This window comes from Streptomyces sp. NPDC048353 (genome assembly GCF_055587165.1).
This window is the reverse complement of sequence record NZ_JBVJGU010000013.1, coordinates 21,723-36,486: the sequence shown is the minus strand read 5'-3', so window position 1 is coordinate 36,486 and position 14,764 is coordinate 21,723. Positions and strand designations below refer to the sequence as shown.

Below are 14,764 nucleotides of genomic sequence, written 5' to 3'. Positions count from 1 at the left end.
TTCGTTCGCTACATGAAGTCGTTCGAGGACTCCACCACGCACCTCGGTGGCTGCGCGGCCTGCCAGGCCGAGGAGCCGTGCGAGGTCGGGACACCGATCCACGAGCGGTTCGCCCGTCTCCAGGACGCCTATCTCGCACGACAGAAGCAGCAGCGCTGATCCCCGGCCCTGCCCGTCGTCCCCGCGCCGTCCCGGCCGGGGCCGGCGGAGAGCGCCGGGAGCTCCCGCCCGCTCCGGCCGTCCGGCCGCCACAACACGCAACAGCCCCGGGGTGGCCGCCCCGGGGCTGACTTCTGCACTGGACCTTCTGGGAGGCCCTGATGAATCGCACGTCCATCGTACGCGCCAGCTACGCCCCCGCCGCCGATCTGCCGGTCAACACGAACTGGCGGGACCGCAGCGCGTGCCGGGAGGAAGACCCCGAGCTGTTCTTCCCGATCGGCAACACCGGCCCGGCCCTGCTCCAGATCGAGGAGGCCAAGGCCGTCTGCCGTCGCTGCCCCGTGATGGAGACCTGCCTCCGGTGGGCGCTGGAGCACGGCGAGGACGGCGGCGTCTGGGGCGGTCTGAGCGAGGACGAGCGCCGCGCCATGAAGCGCCGCGCCGCCCGCCAGCGGGCCCGCAACGCTGCCTGATCCGGTCTGCAGGCTGCCTGATCCGCCCGCGCCGACCGCCGCACACCACGGCGGCCGGGACGGGCGGTGAAGGGGAGCCGGACAGCCCGGACCCACTCCATCCCGGACACCTGGAGCGAGCAATGAAGAATCGGCCCCGCATCTCCCTGCGACCGGCGAAGCCCTCTTCGGCCGCCAGCCCCGTCGAGCCGGAGACGTCTCCCTCCGCGAAGGCGCGCGGCACCATCCGGCTTCGCGAAGGCCACACGATCCCGCCCGAGTGGACCGCCAGCACCGACGGCAACTGACGTCTGACGGCTGCCTGATCCGCCCGCACCGCGCCCGCAGACCACGGCGACCGGGACGGGCGGCGAGGGGGAGCCGGACAGCCCGGACCGACAGTTCGAGGGAGAGGCCCCCATGGCCACGACGATGACCCCGCTCCAGCCCGGCACGGAAGCCGCCGCCCAGGCGTGCGCCTTCGCGATCTTCGGCACCGACATCCCCCCGATCGACCCCGAGGACTACGACGGCAGCTGGCGCACCACCCTCCACGTCATCGCGGAGGAGTGGGTCGGCGAGGGCCACTTCGAGCGGCACGCCAGCCGCACCGCGACCGCGATCAACGACCTGCTGAACACCCAGCGGCTGTTCGGCGAGGGATCGCTCGAGGCGCGTACCGCCGGCACCGCGCTCAAGCCGCTGATCGACAGGTGCCGGATCTACGGCATCACCACCGACGACCTCCGCCGCCACGGCGCGCAGCTCCACACGAGCTGACTTCGCGCCCACCCGGCGGGAGCCGATCCCAGTTTCGAGCCCGCCTCACGCCGTTTCGCGGGCACGGTCGCCCGCCCCCCGGACCGCCGGCCTTTTCGTGCGTGCGGAGCGGGTAGAGCCGGAGTCCAGTTCGCAAGCAACCATCCGCACCACGGGCCGTTTCGGGAACGCCTCACCGCGTTTCGGGAGCAGCCCCCGCCGTTTCGCGCACGCCTGAACAACCCCTCTCGGAGGCCCCCATGACGATCACCGACTGGCCGCGCACCGCGGCTGAACCCGACCCCGAGACGGCTTCACCGGCCGCCGTTTCGGGAACGTCCACGCCGGTTTCGCGGACGGCCGACGTCGTTTCGGAGACGGCGGAGTTCGTTTCGGAGACGGAAAGCGGAACCGGAGCGAAACCCTCCACGGCGAGGCTGACCGGCAGCCAGAAGTGGACGGCCGGCGCGATTGTCGCGTTCGCGCTCGCCCTCGCGGGCATCGGCCTGTACCTGTCCTTTGAGCACGTCGCTCGCTTCGCCCACGAGGAGCTGCGGTTCGGCTCGCTGGGCAAGGGCCAGCTGTTCGCGGTCGGCGTCGACGTCGGCATCTTGGTGATGATCGCGGTCGACCTGCTGATGGCCTGGCTCAAGCGCCCCATCAGCTGGATCCGCTATCCGGTGTGGCTGCTGACGGCCGCCACCGTCGTCCTCAACGCCGCGTCCGGCGCCCCCAGGAACCGGGCGTGGACGCTGCTGGACTACGTCGCCGCCGGCGCCCACGGCGTCGTGCCGGTCCTCTTCATCATGGTGGTGGAGCTGGGCCGCACCTCGATCGACCGTGTTGTCCGGCCTGACCAGGCCGAACGCGACTCGATCCCGTGGTTGCGGTGGATCCTTGCCCCGGTCGCGACGGCCCGGATCTTCCGCCGGATGCGGCTGTGGGGCGTCACCTCCTACCCGGAGATGACGCGCCGCGACCAGGACCTCATCGCCTACGAGCAGTGGCTCAAGCGCAGGTATAAGGGCGACATCTCCCAGGCCAGCGAGGACGAGCTGCTGCCGATGAAGATGGCCCCCTACGGCTACACCGTCGCCCAGGCCCTGGCCATGCCCGATGAGCAGGAGCGGGCAGCTGCCGAGCGTGAGGAGGAGGCGGAGCGCCGCCGCCTGGACGCGGAGACCCGCAGCGAGGTCGCCAAGGCGGAGTCCGAAGCCGAGCGGCTGCGGGCCAAGGGCAAGGTGGACCTGGTCCAGGCGGAGGTCGAGGGCCAGACCGGGCAGGCCCGAGCCCACGCTCGAGCCCAGGTCAGCGCCGCGGAGCGGGCCGCTGAGCTGGAGCAGAAGGCGCTCGATAACGCGGTGGTCGCCGAAGCCCGCGCCCGTGAGGCGGAGGCGGAGCGCCTGGAGGCCGAGGAGCGCAAGGCGGCGGCTGCCGCGGACCTGGCGAAGGCCGAGCTCGAACGGAAGGCGGCCGAGCAGCGCCGGGCGGCGGCCGAGGCGGACAAGGTTGCGGCGGCGGAGGCTGGCGCGATCGAGACCGAGCGGATCGCCCAGGCGCGCAAGGCGGCGGCCGCCGCCGACCTGGACGCGGCCGAGCTGGAGCGCCAGGCGGCGCAGAAGCGGAAGGAAGCTGCGGAGGCCGACCGGGTCGCCGCAGCGGAGGCTCAGACCATCGAGACCCAGGCCATCGCCGAAGCCCGCCAGGCCGCTGCCGAAGCGGACCGGGTCGCTGCCGAAACGGAGAAGGCCGCCGCCGAAACGCGGCGCGCCGCTGCCGAAACCGACCGCAAGAAGGCGGAGGAGGAGCGCCGCCAGGCGGCCGCTCTCGCCGACGCCACGCGCTCCCAGAAGGAGGCCGCCGAAGCCGAGAAGGCTGTTGCCGAAACGCGGCTGGCTGCCGCCGAAATCGAGCGGCGCGCGGTCGAAGCCGAGGACATCGCGAGGCTGATGCCACGCGAGCGGGCGGTCCGCAAGGTCGCGCGCATGGCGCTCGCGGCCGGCGCGGTGTTCGTCGGCCTGGACGCCGACGGGATCTACCGCGAACTGTGCCGGGTCGTCTCCATCGCCGACGTCCAGCGCGAGTTCGACGTCTCGTCCACCGACACCGCCTCCAAGTACCGCCAGGAGGCCGTCGCCCTGCTCGCCGGCGGCTACCGCCCCTGATCCACCGTCCGGCACACACCAGTGAGGGCCAGCCCGAAGGAAGCGGGCTGGCCCTCGCTGCGACTGCCGGAAGCAGTCACAGCCCCATCAGTACACCAGGAGGGAATCCCTGCCGTGAACAGCAACAACGACCCGAACTACTCCCCCCTGCGCGACGTCGCGCAGAGCCCGGAGGCCACCGCCCGGTACCTGGCCGACGTCCAGAGGGTCCTGCTGGACATCGGCAAGAACCTGGAGACCCTCTCGATCGAGACCCAGGTGCACCTGCGCGACACCCACGTGGAGGGCGACCGCTGGTACCACGCCAGGCTGCGCGCGATGCCCGTCGAAAGGGCCCTCGGAAACGTCCTCAAGAACCTCAAGAACCTCACCGAGGGCCTGGAAAAGAGCGCCTACAAGCGCCGCGCCCACGACGAGGCCGTGGTGAATACGGCCAAGGACAGGAAGGAAAAGGAGCTGGAAAAGCAGCGGAAGAAGAACCCGCCGGTCCTCCAGGCCGCACCCAACCCGCCGCAGAAAGGTGCGCCGCAGCAAAATTCCGGCTACAGTGCCCCTAAGTCGATTTACGACCTCGGTCGGGAGTCGGCGTGACGCGCCCCCTCAGCAGCATCGAACGCTCCATTCAAGGGCGGAACGGCTGGCTGCAGGAAGAAGAGCGCAAGGCAATTGAAAGTCGCGGAGAGACCGGCCGGATGGAATTCTGGCTCCGAGTCACCCGGACTGAAATCTCCAGGGAAGTCAAATCCGGTCGCGATGACGTCCTCACCGCATTCACGCTGGTCTGCCGCCTCTTCAAGCTGGTGCTGGAGAAGCGGCAGGCGGGCGACCCGCGGTTGTTCGACCACCTCATGCAGTACGCGGACACCGTGCTGAAGCAGCACGGCCCGCGTAACTGAGCGTCACCAACGAAGGCCCCGCCGGGCTCCGGCGGGGCCTCGCGCGCGTAAAGCGTGCACACGTGCACGCGCACGCGCGTGCACACGAGACCCCACTGTCTGTCAAGCCCCCAGAAGGGAGGTGCCCCGTGTCCGACGAGTCCGACGAGACCGGCGGCGGAACCCTGGTCCACGGCCCGTGGAGCGGTGATTCCACCTACGAGCTGCCGCCGATCCCGGATTTCATCGACACCATTCCGCCACCGGAAGACGTCCCGGAGGCTCCCCCGGAAACCCCGGAGGAGACCACCATGGAACTTCCCGCAGTTCCGGCGGCCCCGGACCCCGCACTGGCGATGCGTTCCGAAGGAATCGCCCCGCCGGTAGCCGAAGAATCCGAAGGCGAATACGAGGAAGGCGAATACGAGCAGCGCCGCTCTCTCGCCGACCGCCTCGGCGACTGGCTGGAATTCCGGCTGGAAATGGCGCGGTACAACCGGGAAAGCGAAGCGCCTTTCCGGGAGGCTGAAATAGCGCGGAAGGCGGCGCTGATCGAGGGCCGCACCGCGCAGGAAGTCGCGATGATGGAGCAGAACGGAAAGCTCCACGCCGCAATGATGAAAGCGAAGGGCGACAAGGCGGCGGCGCGCGGAAAAGCCGACGCCGACCGCACGAAGGCGTCCGGCTCGGCCTCCGGCTCCGGAATGGGGACGGACAAGGGCCGCTCGAAGGCCGGCGGCGGGGGCGGCTCCTCGCGCGGAGGCGGCAGCGGGCCCTCCCGCACCAACTCCGCCGCCGGGCCGAACCGGACCGGGCCGTCGCGCGGCTCCAACTCCGGCACCCCCGGCGGCCGTTCCGGGTCCGGCGCGACCAGGGGCGGCGGAGGCGGCAAGGGCGGCGCGAAGGGCTCCGAACGGGGCTTTGGCGGCCGCGCAGCCGGTTCCGGGCGCAACGGGTCGTCCGGGGGCCCGAAAGGCTCTCAGACGGGCTCTGGCGGCTCCGGCCGCAGCGGCAACTCCAAGGCCGACGGCGGCGGTTCGGCGTCCAGCCCCCGTGCTGAGCGGGCCCGCGGCCGCCAGGAGCGCGCCGGGGCCCGGCAGGCCGGGCGGCAGGAACGGCGCACCGCCGGACACGCCGCCGGTGTCGCGGACCGGTCCAAGGACCGCGACCAGGCCCGCTCCCAGAAGCAACAGGCGTGGGAGGACCGCCGTGCGAAGCGGCAGGAGCGGGCGAAGGCGCGGCAGGCGAAGCGGGAAGCCGCGGCGTCGGCCGACTCCGGTCGCACCACGCTGGGCCAGGCCATCGGCGAGGAAGCCCAGCGCCGTTTCGACAAGCGCCGCGCCGACGCGAAGGCCGCCGCCGACGCGAAGGACGCCAAGGCGGGCGGGGCGGAGAAAGTCTGCCTGACCAAGGAGAAGGACTCCAAGGGCAAGGACTCCGAGGACTCCAAGGCCAAGGGCACCGACGGCAAGGACTCCAAGACCGCCAAGGACGGCCCTGACGGGGCCTCCAGCGCCACGAAGGACGGCAAGGCGGGCGACGAGCCGGACAAAGACTCCACGGCCGGTGACGGGGCGTCTGACGGCGCGAAGAAGCGCCGCCGGTTCCGGCGCCGGCGCACCGCCGGCACGGGGCGGGCCGGACGGCGCGGACGTACCCGCCGCACCGGTCGCACCGGCCGGGCGGGACGCGGTCGTACGGGACGCGCCGGACGGTCCGGCCGCCCGGCGGACAGCCCGTTCGGCGCGGAGGACTCCACCCCGACGGTGGAGTGGCCCGACCGTCCCACCCGCCCGCCGCGCACCGGCACCAAGAGCGGCGAGGACGACATCGTCGACGCCGACATCGTCCCCGACGCCCCCGCGGCCGTCACGACCGGCGTGCGCGGCCTGCCGCCCGCGCCGGAGCCGCACACCGCCCGGCCCGGCACCAGCCGGCCGACAGCCACGGAAGGGAGCAGCGTGAGCAACTCGCAGGTCAGCAGGCCGTCCGGCGGAGGCGGCCTGGCCGCCCAGCACCGCACGGACATCACGTTCGACGACTACCTGATGGAGATGGCGAACATCGCCATCCAGGCCGCCTCCGACCAGGAGCGCGCCGAAGCCCTCGCGGAGGCCCTGGACAAGGTCGCCGACGCCCTGCGGGACATGGCCACCGACCTGGTCGGCGACCACAACGTCAGCACCCAGGTCACCGAGCTGATCTCGGACCTGGCCGACTCCGCGGCACGCATGAAGCAGCAGGCCGAACGGTGCGCGACCGAGTGCGGGCTGGCCCTGGAGGCCGCCAAGCTCGCGGCCGCGATGGTCGCCCGCGTGTACGGCGAGGACATGGCCGCGAAGGAAGACACGGGCCTGACGTACACGTCGGCCGCCGCCCACCACGACTAGAAAGCAGGGAGGACACCCGCCAATGAGTGATCTCGCACCCCGCCCCGGCGGCGCGGCACCCGCCGTCGCCGACGGCGACAACCGCTACAAGGCCGTCCAGGCCAAGCTCGACACCCTCGGACGCGCGCTCGGCGACGCCGGGCTCGGCCTCGAGGAACTCATGCGCAGCGTCCGCAGGAACGCCAAGCGGGCCGAGGACGTGGCCCGCGACATCGACAACGCCGGACTCGACGCGAAGTTCGTGGAGCTGACCAGCAACGTCGCCGTCGCCCTCGGCGGCGCCGGGGTGCAGGTCAAGAAGCTGTCCGACACCGCGCAGGAGACCGCCGACCTCACCCACGAGACCCGGCGCACCCACGCCCGGCTCTACGGCGCGCTCGACGACATCCGCTCCGGCCGGCGTGAGAAGACGCCCCGGCCCGGGTTCTTCAACCGCTGATCCTCCCCTCCCCCACCCCCGCTACGGGCGGCCCCGCACACCAGCGGGGCCGCCCGTGCCTGTTCACCCCTGAAGGAGAAGCCGGTGGCCACGCCGCGCAGTGTCACGCTCGAACGCCTCGCCTACACCCTCGCCGCGCCCGTGCTGGCCGTGGCCCCGAACCTGTACCCCGACAGCCCCGTCAACCAGGTCGTGCAGCTGGCCGGCGCGGCCGGGATCGGCGGCTGGGTGCTCGCCGCCAAGAGCGACGAGCCCGGCGCCGGACGCAAGATCCTGCGCTGGACGCCGCTCGTGGCCGCCGCCGCGATCGACGTCGCCGCCAAGAACACGATCGGCTGGGGCCCGTACGGGATGGACGGCCTGCTCGCCGCCGGATGGACGGCGCTCGGTCTTCTGGTGCTGCCCTACTCCCGTCACACCCGCCGCCGTCACCGTCCCGCCCTCGCCGCCCCCGTCCCGCAGCCGGTGCCCGCCGAAGTCCTCGAGGAGCCGATGGCGGCGGTGGACGACGGCGCGGACCTGCTCACCCGCGAGGTGCGGATGCTGTGGGAGAACGCCGGGATGCCCGGCCGCACGCACGTCGTCAAGGCCACCCGGCACCCCGGGCAGCGGCACGACATGACGATCCTGCTGCGCGCCTCGGAGACCGGACGGCCGATCACCGGTCTCACCGAGGCCGCGGTCGCCGCCCCATTCGCGGTGCCCTCCAGCGACGTCGTGCTCTCCGAGGTCGCCATCCAGCCCGGCCGCCAGGGCGGCCCCGGCTGGATGGAGGCCCACATCACCCCCGACGCCAACCAGCGCCGCCGCACCAAGCCGACCGACCAGGAGAAGTGGACGGACCGGGTCGCCAGCTCCAAGGGCGGCGCCCCCGGCTCCGAGCTGGTCCACACCACCCGCGACAACGAGCGCGGCGTGACGTTCTACCGGGCGAGGATGGCCGACTCCACCGACACCCCGCGCATCGACCTGTCCAAGCTCTGCCGCGGCCTGGGCCTGCCCGATGACGACAGCCGCGTCTTCGTCCTGGTCGAAGGATCCGAGTTCCTGATCAGCGTCTTCGACACCCCGCCGCTGTCCCCGAAGTTCCCCGCCACCCGCGAGCTGCTCAGCCCGGACGCCAAGGGCATGTACGTGTGCGGGTTCAGCATCACCGGCCAGCCGGTGCACAACTTCGTGTTCCAGCACGACAAGAACGCCGCCAAGCACGGCCTGGTCCTCGGCGTCACCCGAGGAGGCAAGACCCAGTTCTTCGCCGTCACCATGGTGGCCGAGTCCAACGCCGGACAGATCGTGTGGCTGTCGTCCTGCTTCAAGGACGAGAAGACCACCGCCCTCGGCGAGTACATCGACCGCCAGGGCATCACCCCGCTCTACATGGCCCGCCAGCTGCGCGCGGCCAAGGCCCTGTGCCAGATCCGGGCGGAGATGCCGTGGGCGCACGACGGCAAGCCGCACGACTACAAGCCCGGCGACCCGCGCTGCCCCTACAAGCAGCTCAACGTCTACGCGGACGAGTTCATGACCGCGAGCCAGGATCCCGAGTACGGCGAGTTCATCCAGGCCGACGGCGACGCCCTGACCGTCATGGGCCTCAAGTACGGCATCGGGTTCAACCCGGCCGGACAGAGCCCGTTCGCGCACAACGGGTTCTCCACGGAGATGAAGGACAACCTCCGGCAGAACTCGAGGCCGGTCATCTTCAACATGGGATCGCCCGGCGCCACCCGCAAGGCGGCGGAGGGCACCATGGAGAACGCCTACGACGTCCCGACCATCCCCGCCCGCTACGCCCCCAAGGAAGGCAGTGCGATCGAGCGGGCCATGGCCGGAGAGGCCGAACCCGAGAACGGTGTCTCCACCGGCGGTGTCGCGGTCGTGGTCCTCGACAACGGGCGGGCCGTCCTGATGAAGGCGCTGTACGTGGACTTCGACGAGGACCTGGCCGACCTGTTCCCCAGCGAAATCCACCGGCTCACCGACTACGAGATCGAGGAGCTGACCAAGCTCGGCCTGTGGTTCGACTGGAGCGAGCCCGAGCCGCGGCCCGGCGAGTTCTGGCCCGAGCCCGACGAGGACGACGACGGCGACGGCAAGCCCCGCCGGCGCGGAGGCGGCGGCAAGGGCGGCGGCGGGCGCGGCTCCAAGAGCGCCCGCCGCGCCGAACCGAAGGTCACCTCGCCCCGCCAGGCGCTGGAGGCCATCAAGAGCCTCACCGACGCCTGAACCACCCCGCCCATCACCCAGGGGCCGGCCCGCCCGAACGGCGGCCGGCCCCCACTGTTCGTGAAGGAGTACCACCGCCGTGGCCCTGTCCATCTCCGCCGCCGCGCTGCTCGCCATCATCGTCGTCGTCCTGGTCAAGGGCGGACACGTCCGCGTCGGCCCCGCGCTGACCTGCACGCTGTTCGGCTTCACCCTCGCCGCGACCGGCCTGGCCCCGGCCATCAACACCGGCCTGGCCGGGATCGCCGGACTGCTCGCCAGCTTCTGACCTACGCCTCGGTCCACGGCGGGTCGGGCGTGTAGTTGAGCCCGTCGCAGAAGCGGCAGTCCCACTCCGAGGGGATCTCCCACTTGTCGACCCAGAAGCCGACCTGCTTGCCGACGAAGTAGTTGTCCCCGCCGCACCAACCGCAATCGAAGACGAACTCCACCCGATTCCCTCCACCGCGCACCTGCCGGATCGAGGATGCCCGGGGCGCCGGTGCGGTGACTACCCACCCGTCAGCCTCAAATCACCTGCTGCACAACGCCGAAGGGCGCCGCCGGACACCACCCCGGCGACGCCCTTCGGCGCTGCGCGGCCACTCCCCCACGCGCGCCCTCCCCGCCCTCACGGCCAGCAGAGCGCGCCCCTTTCCCGCGTGATCGGAGAACCCGATGGACCCCCTGCACACCACCCAGTCCGGCCTGCCCGAGTCCGAGGCCGCGGCCGAAGCCCGCCGCCTGCTCGACGAGTGGGCGGGCAAGCCCGTCCGGCAGCACCCCACCTCCTACCGCGACGACACCGCGCCGCCGGCCTTCGGCACCACCCCGCCCGTGCCGCAGCCCGACCACCGGATCGTCCCGGCCTGGGGGGCCGGGATCGCCGTCGCGAGCATCGGCGTGGGCGCCGGGATCACCGGCATCGGCTGCGGCGCCTGGCTCGTCCTGCAGGGCCTGGCCTCCGTCAGCCTGGCCGGGGTCCTCATGGTCACCCTGCCGTTCGCGGGCCTGGCCATGGCCGCCACCGCCATCGGCGGCGCGATCAGCAAGGCCCGCGCGGCCGTCACCAAGAACGTCTACGAGGGCCCGGTCACCCACCACACCGAGATCCACAACAACAGCACCACCCGCGGCGCGTTCTTCGCCCGCACCCGCAACGACATCCACTGACCCACCCAACATCACCCGCCTTCCGGCACAAGGGAGCAGCCACACCATGACCCACAACGACAAGCAGCCGATCAACGGCCAGGACAACCCGAACTTCCTCGACCTCTTCAACCAGCTGCCGCCCGTGCCGCCGGCCCCCGAACTCGACAGCCAGCACGGCACGGGGCGGCTCGCGTGGCTGCGCGCCGCGTGGAAGACGTCCTGGAAGGAGGGCGGCTTCCTCTACGAGCGGTGGGAGGACGTCGGCCAGGCCCGGCACGTCAGCTGGCACGAGACCGCCAACTGGATCAAGGCCGCCCTCCTGTTCGGCGGACTCAGCCTCATCGTGCTGATGCTGGACGCCGCCGGCGACATCACCTCCGCCACGCTCAAGGCCCTGTCCGACGTCCCCGCCTCCGGCGCTGGGGACGGCAGCGGCCTGTGGGGCACGGTCGACCACCCGATCAGGGTGTTCCTCGCCGACCAGGCCGCACACCTGCCCGTCGCCCCGGCCGCCCTGTACGCGTTCTGGCAGCTGACCGGGCTACTCGGCCTGGTCGGCGGGTTCTTCGGCAACGCCGGAGCCCGCATCGCCTGGCTGCTGTTCGGGACCGGCTCCCTCGCCATGATCTGGTCCGCCACCCCGGCCGGAGGCCGCGCCGCCGCCACCGGCCTCGCCGCCCTCATGTGGGCGCTCGCCAGCATCTTCGCCCTGCGCGGCCTGAGCCTGCGGCCGATCGTCCACAACCACCCGCCGCAGTACCAGTTCAACCCGGCGGTCCACCTCCACGCCACGATCCCCGCCCCCACCCCGGCCGGTGACGACTACGACGACGAACCGGACAACGTCCACCCACTCCAGCGCTGACGCGGTCCGCTCCGCCTGCTCCGTCCCGGCCGGGCCACAGCACGCCCGCGCCCGGTGAGCACTCCATGCGCACGGCCCACGGCCTCGCCGCATAACCCGCCCGCACCACCTGCCGCGCCCCGCCGACACCTGCACCACGTCGGCGGGGCGCAGCGCTGCCCGCCCGACGACTGGAGGAGACCGCTCGTGCTCATTCCCCGCCCGCGCCGCCGGATCGGCCGGCCCCGCCCGCAGCGCCCCGGCCCCCGCTACCCGCAGCGCCCCGCCCGGCTTCCCGGTTCCTGGAGCGGGTGATGGGCGACCAGGACGAGGACTTGGTCGACGTCGACCTCTACGACCCCGGCGACGGCTCCTTACCGGTCTACCGGTGGAAGCAGGCCGGACGCGCGAACCTCGCGACCCGTCGCCAGCTGCGGGAGATGGGACTTCGCCCGGGAGGAGCGGAGCCTGTCGCCCGGATCGAATGCCGCGGCGGGAAACGGTGGGCGTGGTTGTACCGGATCGACCTGGCGAAGCCCAAGTTCCCGATGACCCTCGCGAAGGAAGCCGCGCTCGACAAGGCGATGGCTGCTCGCCAGACGTGTCCCGGCCCCTGTGGTCGGCGCTATTTCCACTGCCTTCCCTTACGCACTTTGGGGTCCTGCCTGGAGTGCTTCGACGGCACGCCAGCCGACCCCACCTCCTACATCGCTCCCCCGGCCAAGCACCTGCTGGCCGCCTGATCCGAGAGGACCACCGCCCATGAGCACCGCCACCCTGCGCGTCTCCGCCTTCACCGAGCCCGAGCGCCCGAAGAACCTCCAGATCCGCTACATCAACCTCGCCGGTGCCGCCGTCGTCGTCACCGGCGGCGGCGAGCACGCCCAGGACAACCGCTGGACGTGCCGCGGCTGCAAGGACAGCTCCGACTGCCCGAAGACCGACTGGCTCTGGCGGATCCGGGAGGCGGCCAGCACCCACGCCACCACCTGCCGCGCGATCCCGCTGACGTGACCGCCCGCTGCCTGCGGGCCGCCCTGCTGTTCGCCGCCTTTCCGGCCGCCGCAGCCGGGGCCGTCACCCTCGCACTGAGGACCGGACACCGGCGGCTGCACGCCGACCGGCACCGCATCAAGCTGACGCCCCAGCCCCGCCGCTCCTGCCCCGACACCCGGGGCGACGGCGGCCGGTGGATCGACGGCGCGAACCCCGAGATGGAGGCGTGCGGCTGCTGGGCAAACCGGCCCACCTGGCGCATCCGGCTCCTGCCCGTCCCGGCCCGGCCGGACGAGCCCCCGTTCTGAAACGGCCCGACCCCGGCCAGTGCGGCCGGGGTCGGACCCGGGCGGCCGCGCATCGGCAAAGGGCCGGCCACCCGCTCCCGCGCCCAAATCCGAGATCAGGAGACCTCCAGCATGCCCCGTCACCTCACCACCGAGCGCCTGGCCCTCTTCGGCACCCTGCTGGCCACCTTCGGCGAGCTGCATCCCGCCTGTGACCACTGGGTCCAGGGCAGCAAGACGGCCTCGCGGAAGCGGCTGTACGGCAAGGACCTGGTCCACGCCGACGGTTCCCCCGCCACGCCGGACTCCACCCGCCCGACCATGACCATCAGCACCCTGGGCAGGCGCGCGGTGGCCTGCCACGTTGCGTCGTACACCGCTGTACAGCTCGGGGCGACCGTCGCGATCACCCGCGCGTTCGGCTACCGCGTCACACCGACCGCGCTGCTCGCCGGCGCGGCCATCAACGCCGGAACGCATGCCGCGATCGACCGCGGAGCCCTGCTGCTGTGGCTCGCGAAAAAGACCAAGAAGACCGGCTACATCGAGCACTGCCAGGCGGTCCGCCTCGACGACGAAGGCACGGTCACCAAGGAGCTCACCGGACCGGGCAGCGCGTGGATGGAACTGGACGCGGCACTCCACCGCGCCATCGGCATCGGCGCCGCCGCCATCACCACCTGGCTCACCACCCGCCCCGGCGGCCACCGGTGAGCCGCACCCGCCTGGACCGCATCCGCGCCTCCGTCGGGATCGCCCAGCTCGCCCTCCAGCAGATCGAGGACGACCTCAGCGCCGACGACATCGACGCCCCCGAACTCGCCGCGATCCTGCGCGAGCTCCAGGAGGACATCACCCTCCCCAGCGGCCTCTTCCCCACGCTCGCCCAGCTCGTCAGCACCGCCGCCCGCGCGGCGGAGCAGCTCGAGCCCTACCGCGACGGCATCGCCTCCCGCTCCCTGCACGAGGCCGCCGCCCTGATCACCGAAAACGCCGGGCAGCGCATGACCTGGGCCGCCCGCGCCCTCGAACCGCAAGGAGACGACACGTGAGCCAGACCCAGCCGCAGCTTCCGGAGAACGCGCTCGTCGTGCTGATCGGTGCCAGCGGCGCCGGGAAGAGCACCCTGGCACGCACCTGGCCCGCCTCCCAGGTCCTCTCCCTCGACGCTCTGAGGGGCACGGTCGGCGACGACCCGGGCGACCAGGGCGCCACCGCCGACGCCGCCGACGTCCTCAAGCTCATCCTGGAACGCCGGATGGCCCGCCGCCTGAACACCGTCGTCGACGCCACCAACGTCGAAGAGGCCGTCAGGGTCGAGCTGGTGATGACGGCAAAGAAGTACGGCGTGCCGACGGTCGCGGTCGTCGTCTCCACACCGCTGTCACTGTGCCTCCAGCGGCAGCAACCGCGCCCGGCCAACCGGCGCGTGCCCGACGACGTCGTCCGGCGCCAGCACGAGGCGATGACCTTCTCCCACCAGAACCTCGCCAGGGAGGGCTTCAACCAGGTCCTCTTCGCCCACGACCTGAACCGGCTGGAGCCGTACCTGCGGCACCTGAGCGCGGCCCGCCAGGCCGACCTCGGCCTGGACGGCGGCGACGGCCTGGGCCACCTGCTCCTCGTACGCCGCTTCTTCGGCGAGGAGATCCTGCCGATGTGGCGGTGGAACGACGACTCCGACATCGCCGGTAGCGACCGCGTCGGCGAGATCCGCCTCGGCCAGCAGGTCCTCACCCTCGCCCTGCGCCTGAACGTCGACGGCGAGGGCGACATCGGGTTCGACGTGCTCGTTCCATGCCCGTTCGACCCCGAGTGCAGCAGCACCGCCTGGACGCCGGCCTACAGCGTCACCTGCCTGCACCGCGCGCTCACCGGCGACCCCGACCACCGCGACGACATCGTCTGCGACGTCCACGGCGGCTACAACGACGCCGACCAGGAGGCCGACGACCACCACCTCCAAGGCGACGACCCCGAGGGCCGCGCCGACCTGGAGGGCCAGTACGCGGACGCGGTCCGTGAGTGAGTCGTA

At 72.1% G+C, this 14,764-nt stretch carries 20 protein-coding genes; 19 read left to right on the top strand and 1 reads right to left on the bottom strand.

Going from position 1 to position 14,764, the window contains the following annotated elements; genetic code table 11:
* Nucleotides 1-12 precede the first annotated feature (12 nt).
* From ACZ6RC_RS32010 to ACZ6RC_RS31960, 11 genes are all read left to right on the top strand, one after another.
* Complete coding sequence (locus ACZ6RC_RS32010; RefSeq protein ID WP_469589926.1) at nucleotides 13-159, top strand: hypothetical protein; 147 nt, start codon at nucleotides 13-15, stop codon at nucleotides 157-159.
* A gap of 161 nt (nucleotides 160-320) precedes the next feature.
* On the top strand, nucleotides 321-635 hold the full coding sequence (locus ACZ6RC_RS32005; RefSeq protein ID WP_469589923.1) for a WhiB family transcriptional regulator: 315 nt from the start codon (nucleotides 321-323) through the stop codon (nucleotides 633-635).
* A 122-nt stretch (nucleotides 636-757) separates the two neighbouring features.
* Nucleotides 758-922: a hypothetical protein gene (locus ACZ6RC_RS32000; RefSeq protein WP_469589920.1), complete on the top strand. Its 165-nt coding sequence runs from the start codon at nucleotides 758-760 to the stop codon at nucleotides 920-922.
* Nucleotides 923-1,034: 112 nt separating this feature from the next.
* Nucleotides 1,035-1,394, top strand: coding sequence for a hypothetical protein (locus ACZ6RC_RS31995; protein ID WP_469589917.1), 360 nt, complete (start codon nucleotides 1,035-1,037; stop codon nucleotides 1,392-1,394).
* Between the two features lie 239 nt (nucleotides 1,395-1,633).
* Nucleotides 1,634-3,538 (top strand): DUF2637 domain-containing protein, encoded by a 1,905-nt coding sequence (locus ACZ6RC_RS31990; RefSeq protein ID WP_469589914.1) that lies wholly within the window; start codon nucleotides 1,634-1,636, stop codon nucleotides 3,536-3,538.
* A 114-nt stretch (nucleotides 3,539-3,652) separates the two neighbouring features.
* Nucleotides 3,653-4,129, top strand: a complete 477-nt coding sequence (locus tag ACZ6RC_RS31985) for a hypothetical protein (protein WP_469589911.1) — start codon at nucleotides 3,653-3,655, stop codon at nucleotides 4,127-4,129.
* A complete protein-coding gene (locus ACZ6RC_RS31980) occupies nucleotides 4,126-4,434 on the top strand; it encodes a hypothetical protein (RefSeq protein WP_469589909.1) in 309 nt (102 codons plus the stop codon). The genes ACZ6RC_RS31985 and ACZ6RC_RS31980 overlap by 4 nt, the downstream gene beginning before the upstream one ends.
* A 128-nt stretch (nucleotides 4,435-4,562) precedes the next feature.
* Nucleotides 4,563-6,803 (top strand): ATP/GTP-binding protein, encoded by a 2,241-nt coding sequence (locus ACZ6RC_RS31975; RefSeq protein ID WP_469589907.1) that lies wholly within the window; start codon nucleotides 4,563-4,565, stop codon nucleotides 6,801-6,803.
* A gap of 22 nt (nucleotides 6,804-6,825) precedes the next feature.
* On the top strand, nucleotides 6,826-7,242 hold the full coding sequence (locus ACZ6RC_RS31970) for a conjugal transfer protein TraB (RefSeq protein WP_469589905.1): 417 nt from the start codon (nucleotides 6,826-6,828) through the stop codon (nucleotides 7,240-7,242).
* A gap of 84 nt (nucleotides 7,243-7,326) precedes the next feature.
* The gene (locus ACZ6RC_RS31965; protein WP_469589903.1) at nucleotides 7,327-9,468 is read left to right on the top strand and encodes a chromosome segregation protein ParM; all 2,142 of its coding nucleotides are present in this window, start codon (nucleotides 7,327-7,329) and stop codon (nucleotides 9,466-9,468) included.
* A 79-nt stretch (nucleotides 9,469-9,547) separates the two neighbouring features.
* Nucleotides 9,548-9,736 carry a hypothetical protein gene (locus tag ACZ6RC_RS31960; protein WP_469589901.1) on the top strand — a complete coding sequence of 63 codons (189 nt, stop codon included), beginning with the start codon at nucleotides 9,548-9,550 and terminating at the stop codon, nucleotides 9,734-9,736.
* A 1-nt stretch (nucleotide 9,737) separates the two neighbouring features.
* Here the strand turns inward: ACZ6RC_RS31960 and ACZ6RC_RS31955 are convergent, their stop codons facing one another.
* Nucleotides 9,738-9,899, bottom strand: coding sequence for a hypothetical protein (locus ACZ6RC_RS31955; protein WP_168725275.1), 162 nt, complete (start codon nucleotides 9,897-9,899; stop codon nucleotides 9,738-9,740).
* A 226-nt stretch (nucleotides 9,900-10,125) separates the two neighbouring features.
* On the opposite strand from ACZ6RC_RS31955, the gene ACZ6RC_RS31950 reads away from it, so the two are divergent.
* The 8 genes from ACZ6RC_RS31950 to ACZ6RC_RS31915 all read left to right on the top strand — a co-directional run bounded on the left by ACZ6RC_RS31950 (nucleotide 10,126) and on the right by ACZ6RC_RS31915 (nucleotide 14,758).
* Nucleotides 10,126-10,620 carry a hypothetical protein gene (locus tag ACZ6RC_RS31950; RefSeq protein WP_469589896.1) on the top strand — a complete coding sequence of 165 codons (495 nt, stop codon included), beginning with the start codon at nucleotides 10,126-10,128 and terminating at the stop codon, nucleotides 10,618-10,620.
* Between the two features lie 46 nt (nucleotides 10,621-10,666).
* On the top strand, nucleotides 10,667-11,467 hold the full coding sequence (locus tag ACZ6RC_RS31945) for a hypothetical protein (RefSeq protein ID WP_469589893.1): 801 nt from the start codon (nucleotides 10,667-10,669) through the stop codon (nucleotides 11,465-11,467).
* A 293-nt stretch (nucleotides 11,468-11,760) separates the two neighbouring features.
* A complete protein-coding gene (locus ACZ6RC_RS31940; RefSeq protein ID WP_469589890.1) occupies nucleotides 11,761-12,189 on the top strand; it encodes an RRQRL motif-containing zinc-binding protein in 429 nt (142 codons plus the stop codon).
* 19 nt (nucleotides 12,190-12,208) lie between these two features.
* Nucleotides 12,209-12,460 (top strand): hypothetical protein, encoded by a 252-nt coding sequence (locus tag ACZ6RC_RS31935; protein ID WP_469589887.1) that lies wholly within the window; start codon nucleotides 12,209-12,211, stop codon nucleotides 12,458-12,460.
* On the top strand, nucleotides 12,457-12,750 hold the full coding sequence (locus tag ACZ6RC_RS31930; protein ID WP_469589884.1) for a hypothetical protein: 294 nt from the start codon (nucleotides 12,457-12,459) through the stop codon (nucleotides 12,748-12,750). The genes ACZ6RC_RS31935 and ACZ6RC_RS31930 overlap by 4 nt, the downstream gene beginning before the upstream one ends.
* Before the next feature lie 111 nt (nucleotides 12,751-12,861).
* Entirely contained in the window at nucleotides 12,862-13,443 is a 582-nt protein-coding gene (locus tag ACZ6RC_RS31925) for a hypothetical protein (RefSeq protein ID WP_469589881.1), read from the top strand.
* Entirely contained in the window at nucleotides 13,440-13,781 is a 342-nt protein-coding gene (locus ACZ6RC_RS31920) for a hypothetical protein (RefSeq protein ID WP_469589878.1), read from the top strand. The genes ACZ6RC_RS31925 and ACZ6RC_RS31920 overlap by 4 nt, the downstream gene beginning before the upstream one ends.
* Nucleotides 13,778-14,758: an AAA family ATPase gene (locus tag ACZ6RC_RS31915; protein ID WP_469589875.1), complete on the top strand. Its 981-nt coding sequence runs from the start codon at nucleotides 13,778-13,780 to the stop codon at nucleotides 14,756-14,758. The genes ACZ6RC_RS31920 and ACZ6RC_RS31915 overlap by 4 nt, the downstream gene beginning before the upstream one ends.
* Nucleotides 14,759-14,764 lie beyond the last annotated feature (6 nt).

Bases quoted from the DNA above. Each gene is read 5' to 3' on its own strand.
- ACZ6RC_RS32010 (WP_469589926.1), top strand. From the start codon at position 13: ATGAAGTCGTTCGAGGACTCCACCACGCACCTCGGTGGCTGCGCGGCC.
- ACZ6RC_RS32005 (WP_469589923.1), top strand. From the start codon at position 321: ATGAATCGCACGTCCATCGTACGCGCCAGCTACGCCCCCGCCGCCGAT.
- ACZ6RC_RS32000 (WP_469589920.1), top strand. From the start codon at position 758: ATGAAGAATCGGCCCCGCATCTCCCTGCGACCGGCGAAGCCCTCTTCG.
- ACZ6RC_RS31995 (WP_469589917.1), top strand. From the start codon at position 1,035: ATGGCCACGACGATGACCCCGCTCCAGCCCGGCACGGAAGCCGCCGCC.
- ACZ6RC_RS31990 (WP_469589914.1), top strand. From the start codon at position 1,634: ATGACGATCACCGACTGGCCGCGCACCGCGGCTGAACCCGACCCCGAG.
- ACZ6RC_RS31970 (WP_469589905.1), top strand. From the start codon at position 6,826: ATGAGTGATCTCGCACCCCGCCCCGGCGGCGCGGCACCCGCCGTCGCC.
- ACZ6RC_RS31950 (WP_469589896.1), top strand. From the start codon at position 10,126: ATGGACCCCCTGCACACCACCCAGTCCGGCCTGCCCGAGTCCGAGGCC.
- ACZ6RC_RS31945 (WP_469589893.1), top strand. From the start codon at position 10,667: ATGACCCACAACGACAAGCAGCCGATCAACGGCCAGGACAACCCGAAC.
- ACZ6RC_RS31940 (WP_469589890.1), top strand. From the start codon at position 11,761: ATGGGCGACCAGGACGAGGACTTGGTCGACGTCGACCTCTACGACCCC.
- ACZ6RC_RS31935 (WP_469589887.1), top strand. From the start codon at position 12,209: ATGAGCACCGCCACCCTGCGCGTCTCCGCCTTCACCGAGCCCGAGCGC.
- ACZ6RC_RS31925 (WP_469589881.1), top strand. From the start codon at position 12,862: ATGCCCCGTCACCTCACCACCGAGCGCCTGGCCCTCTTCGGCACCCTG.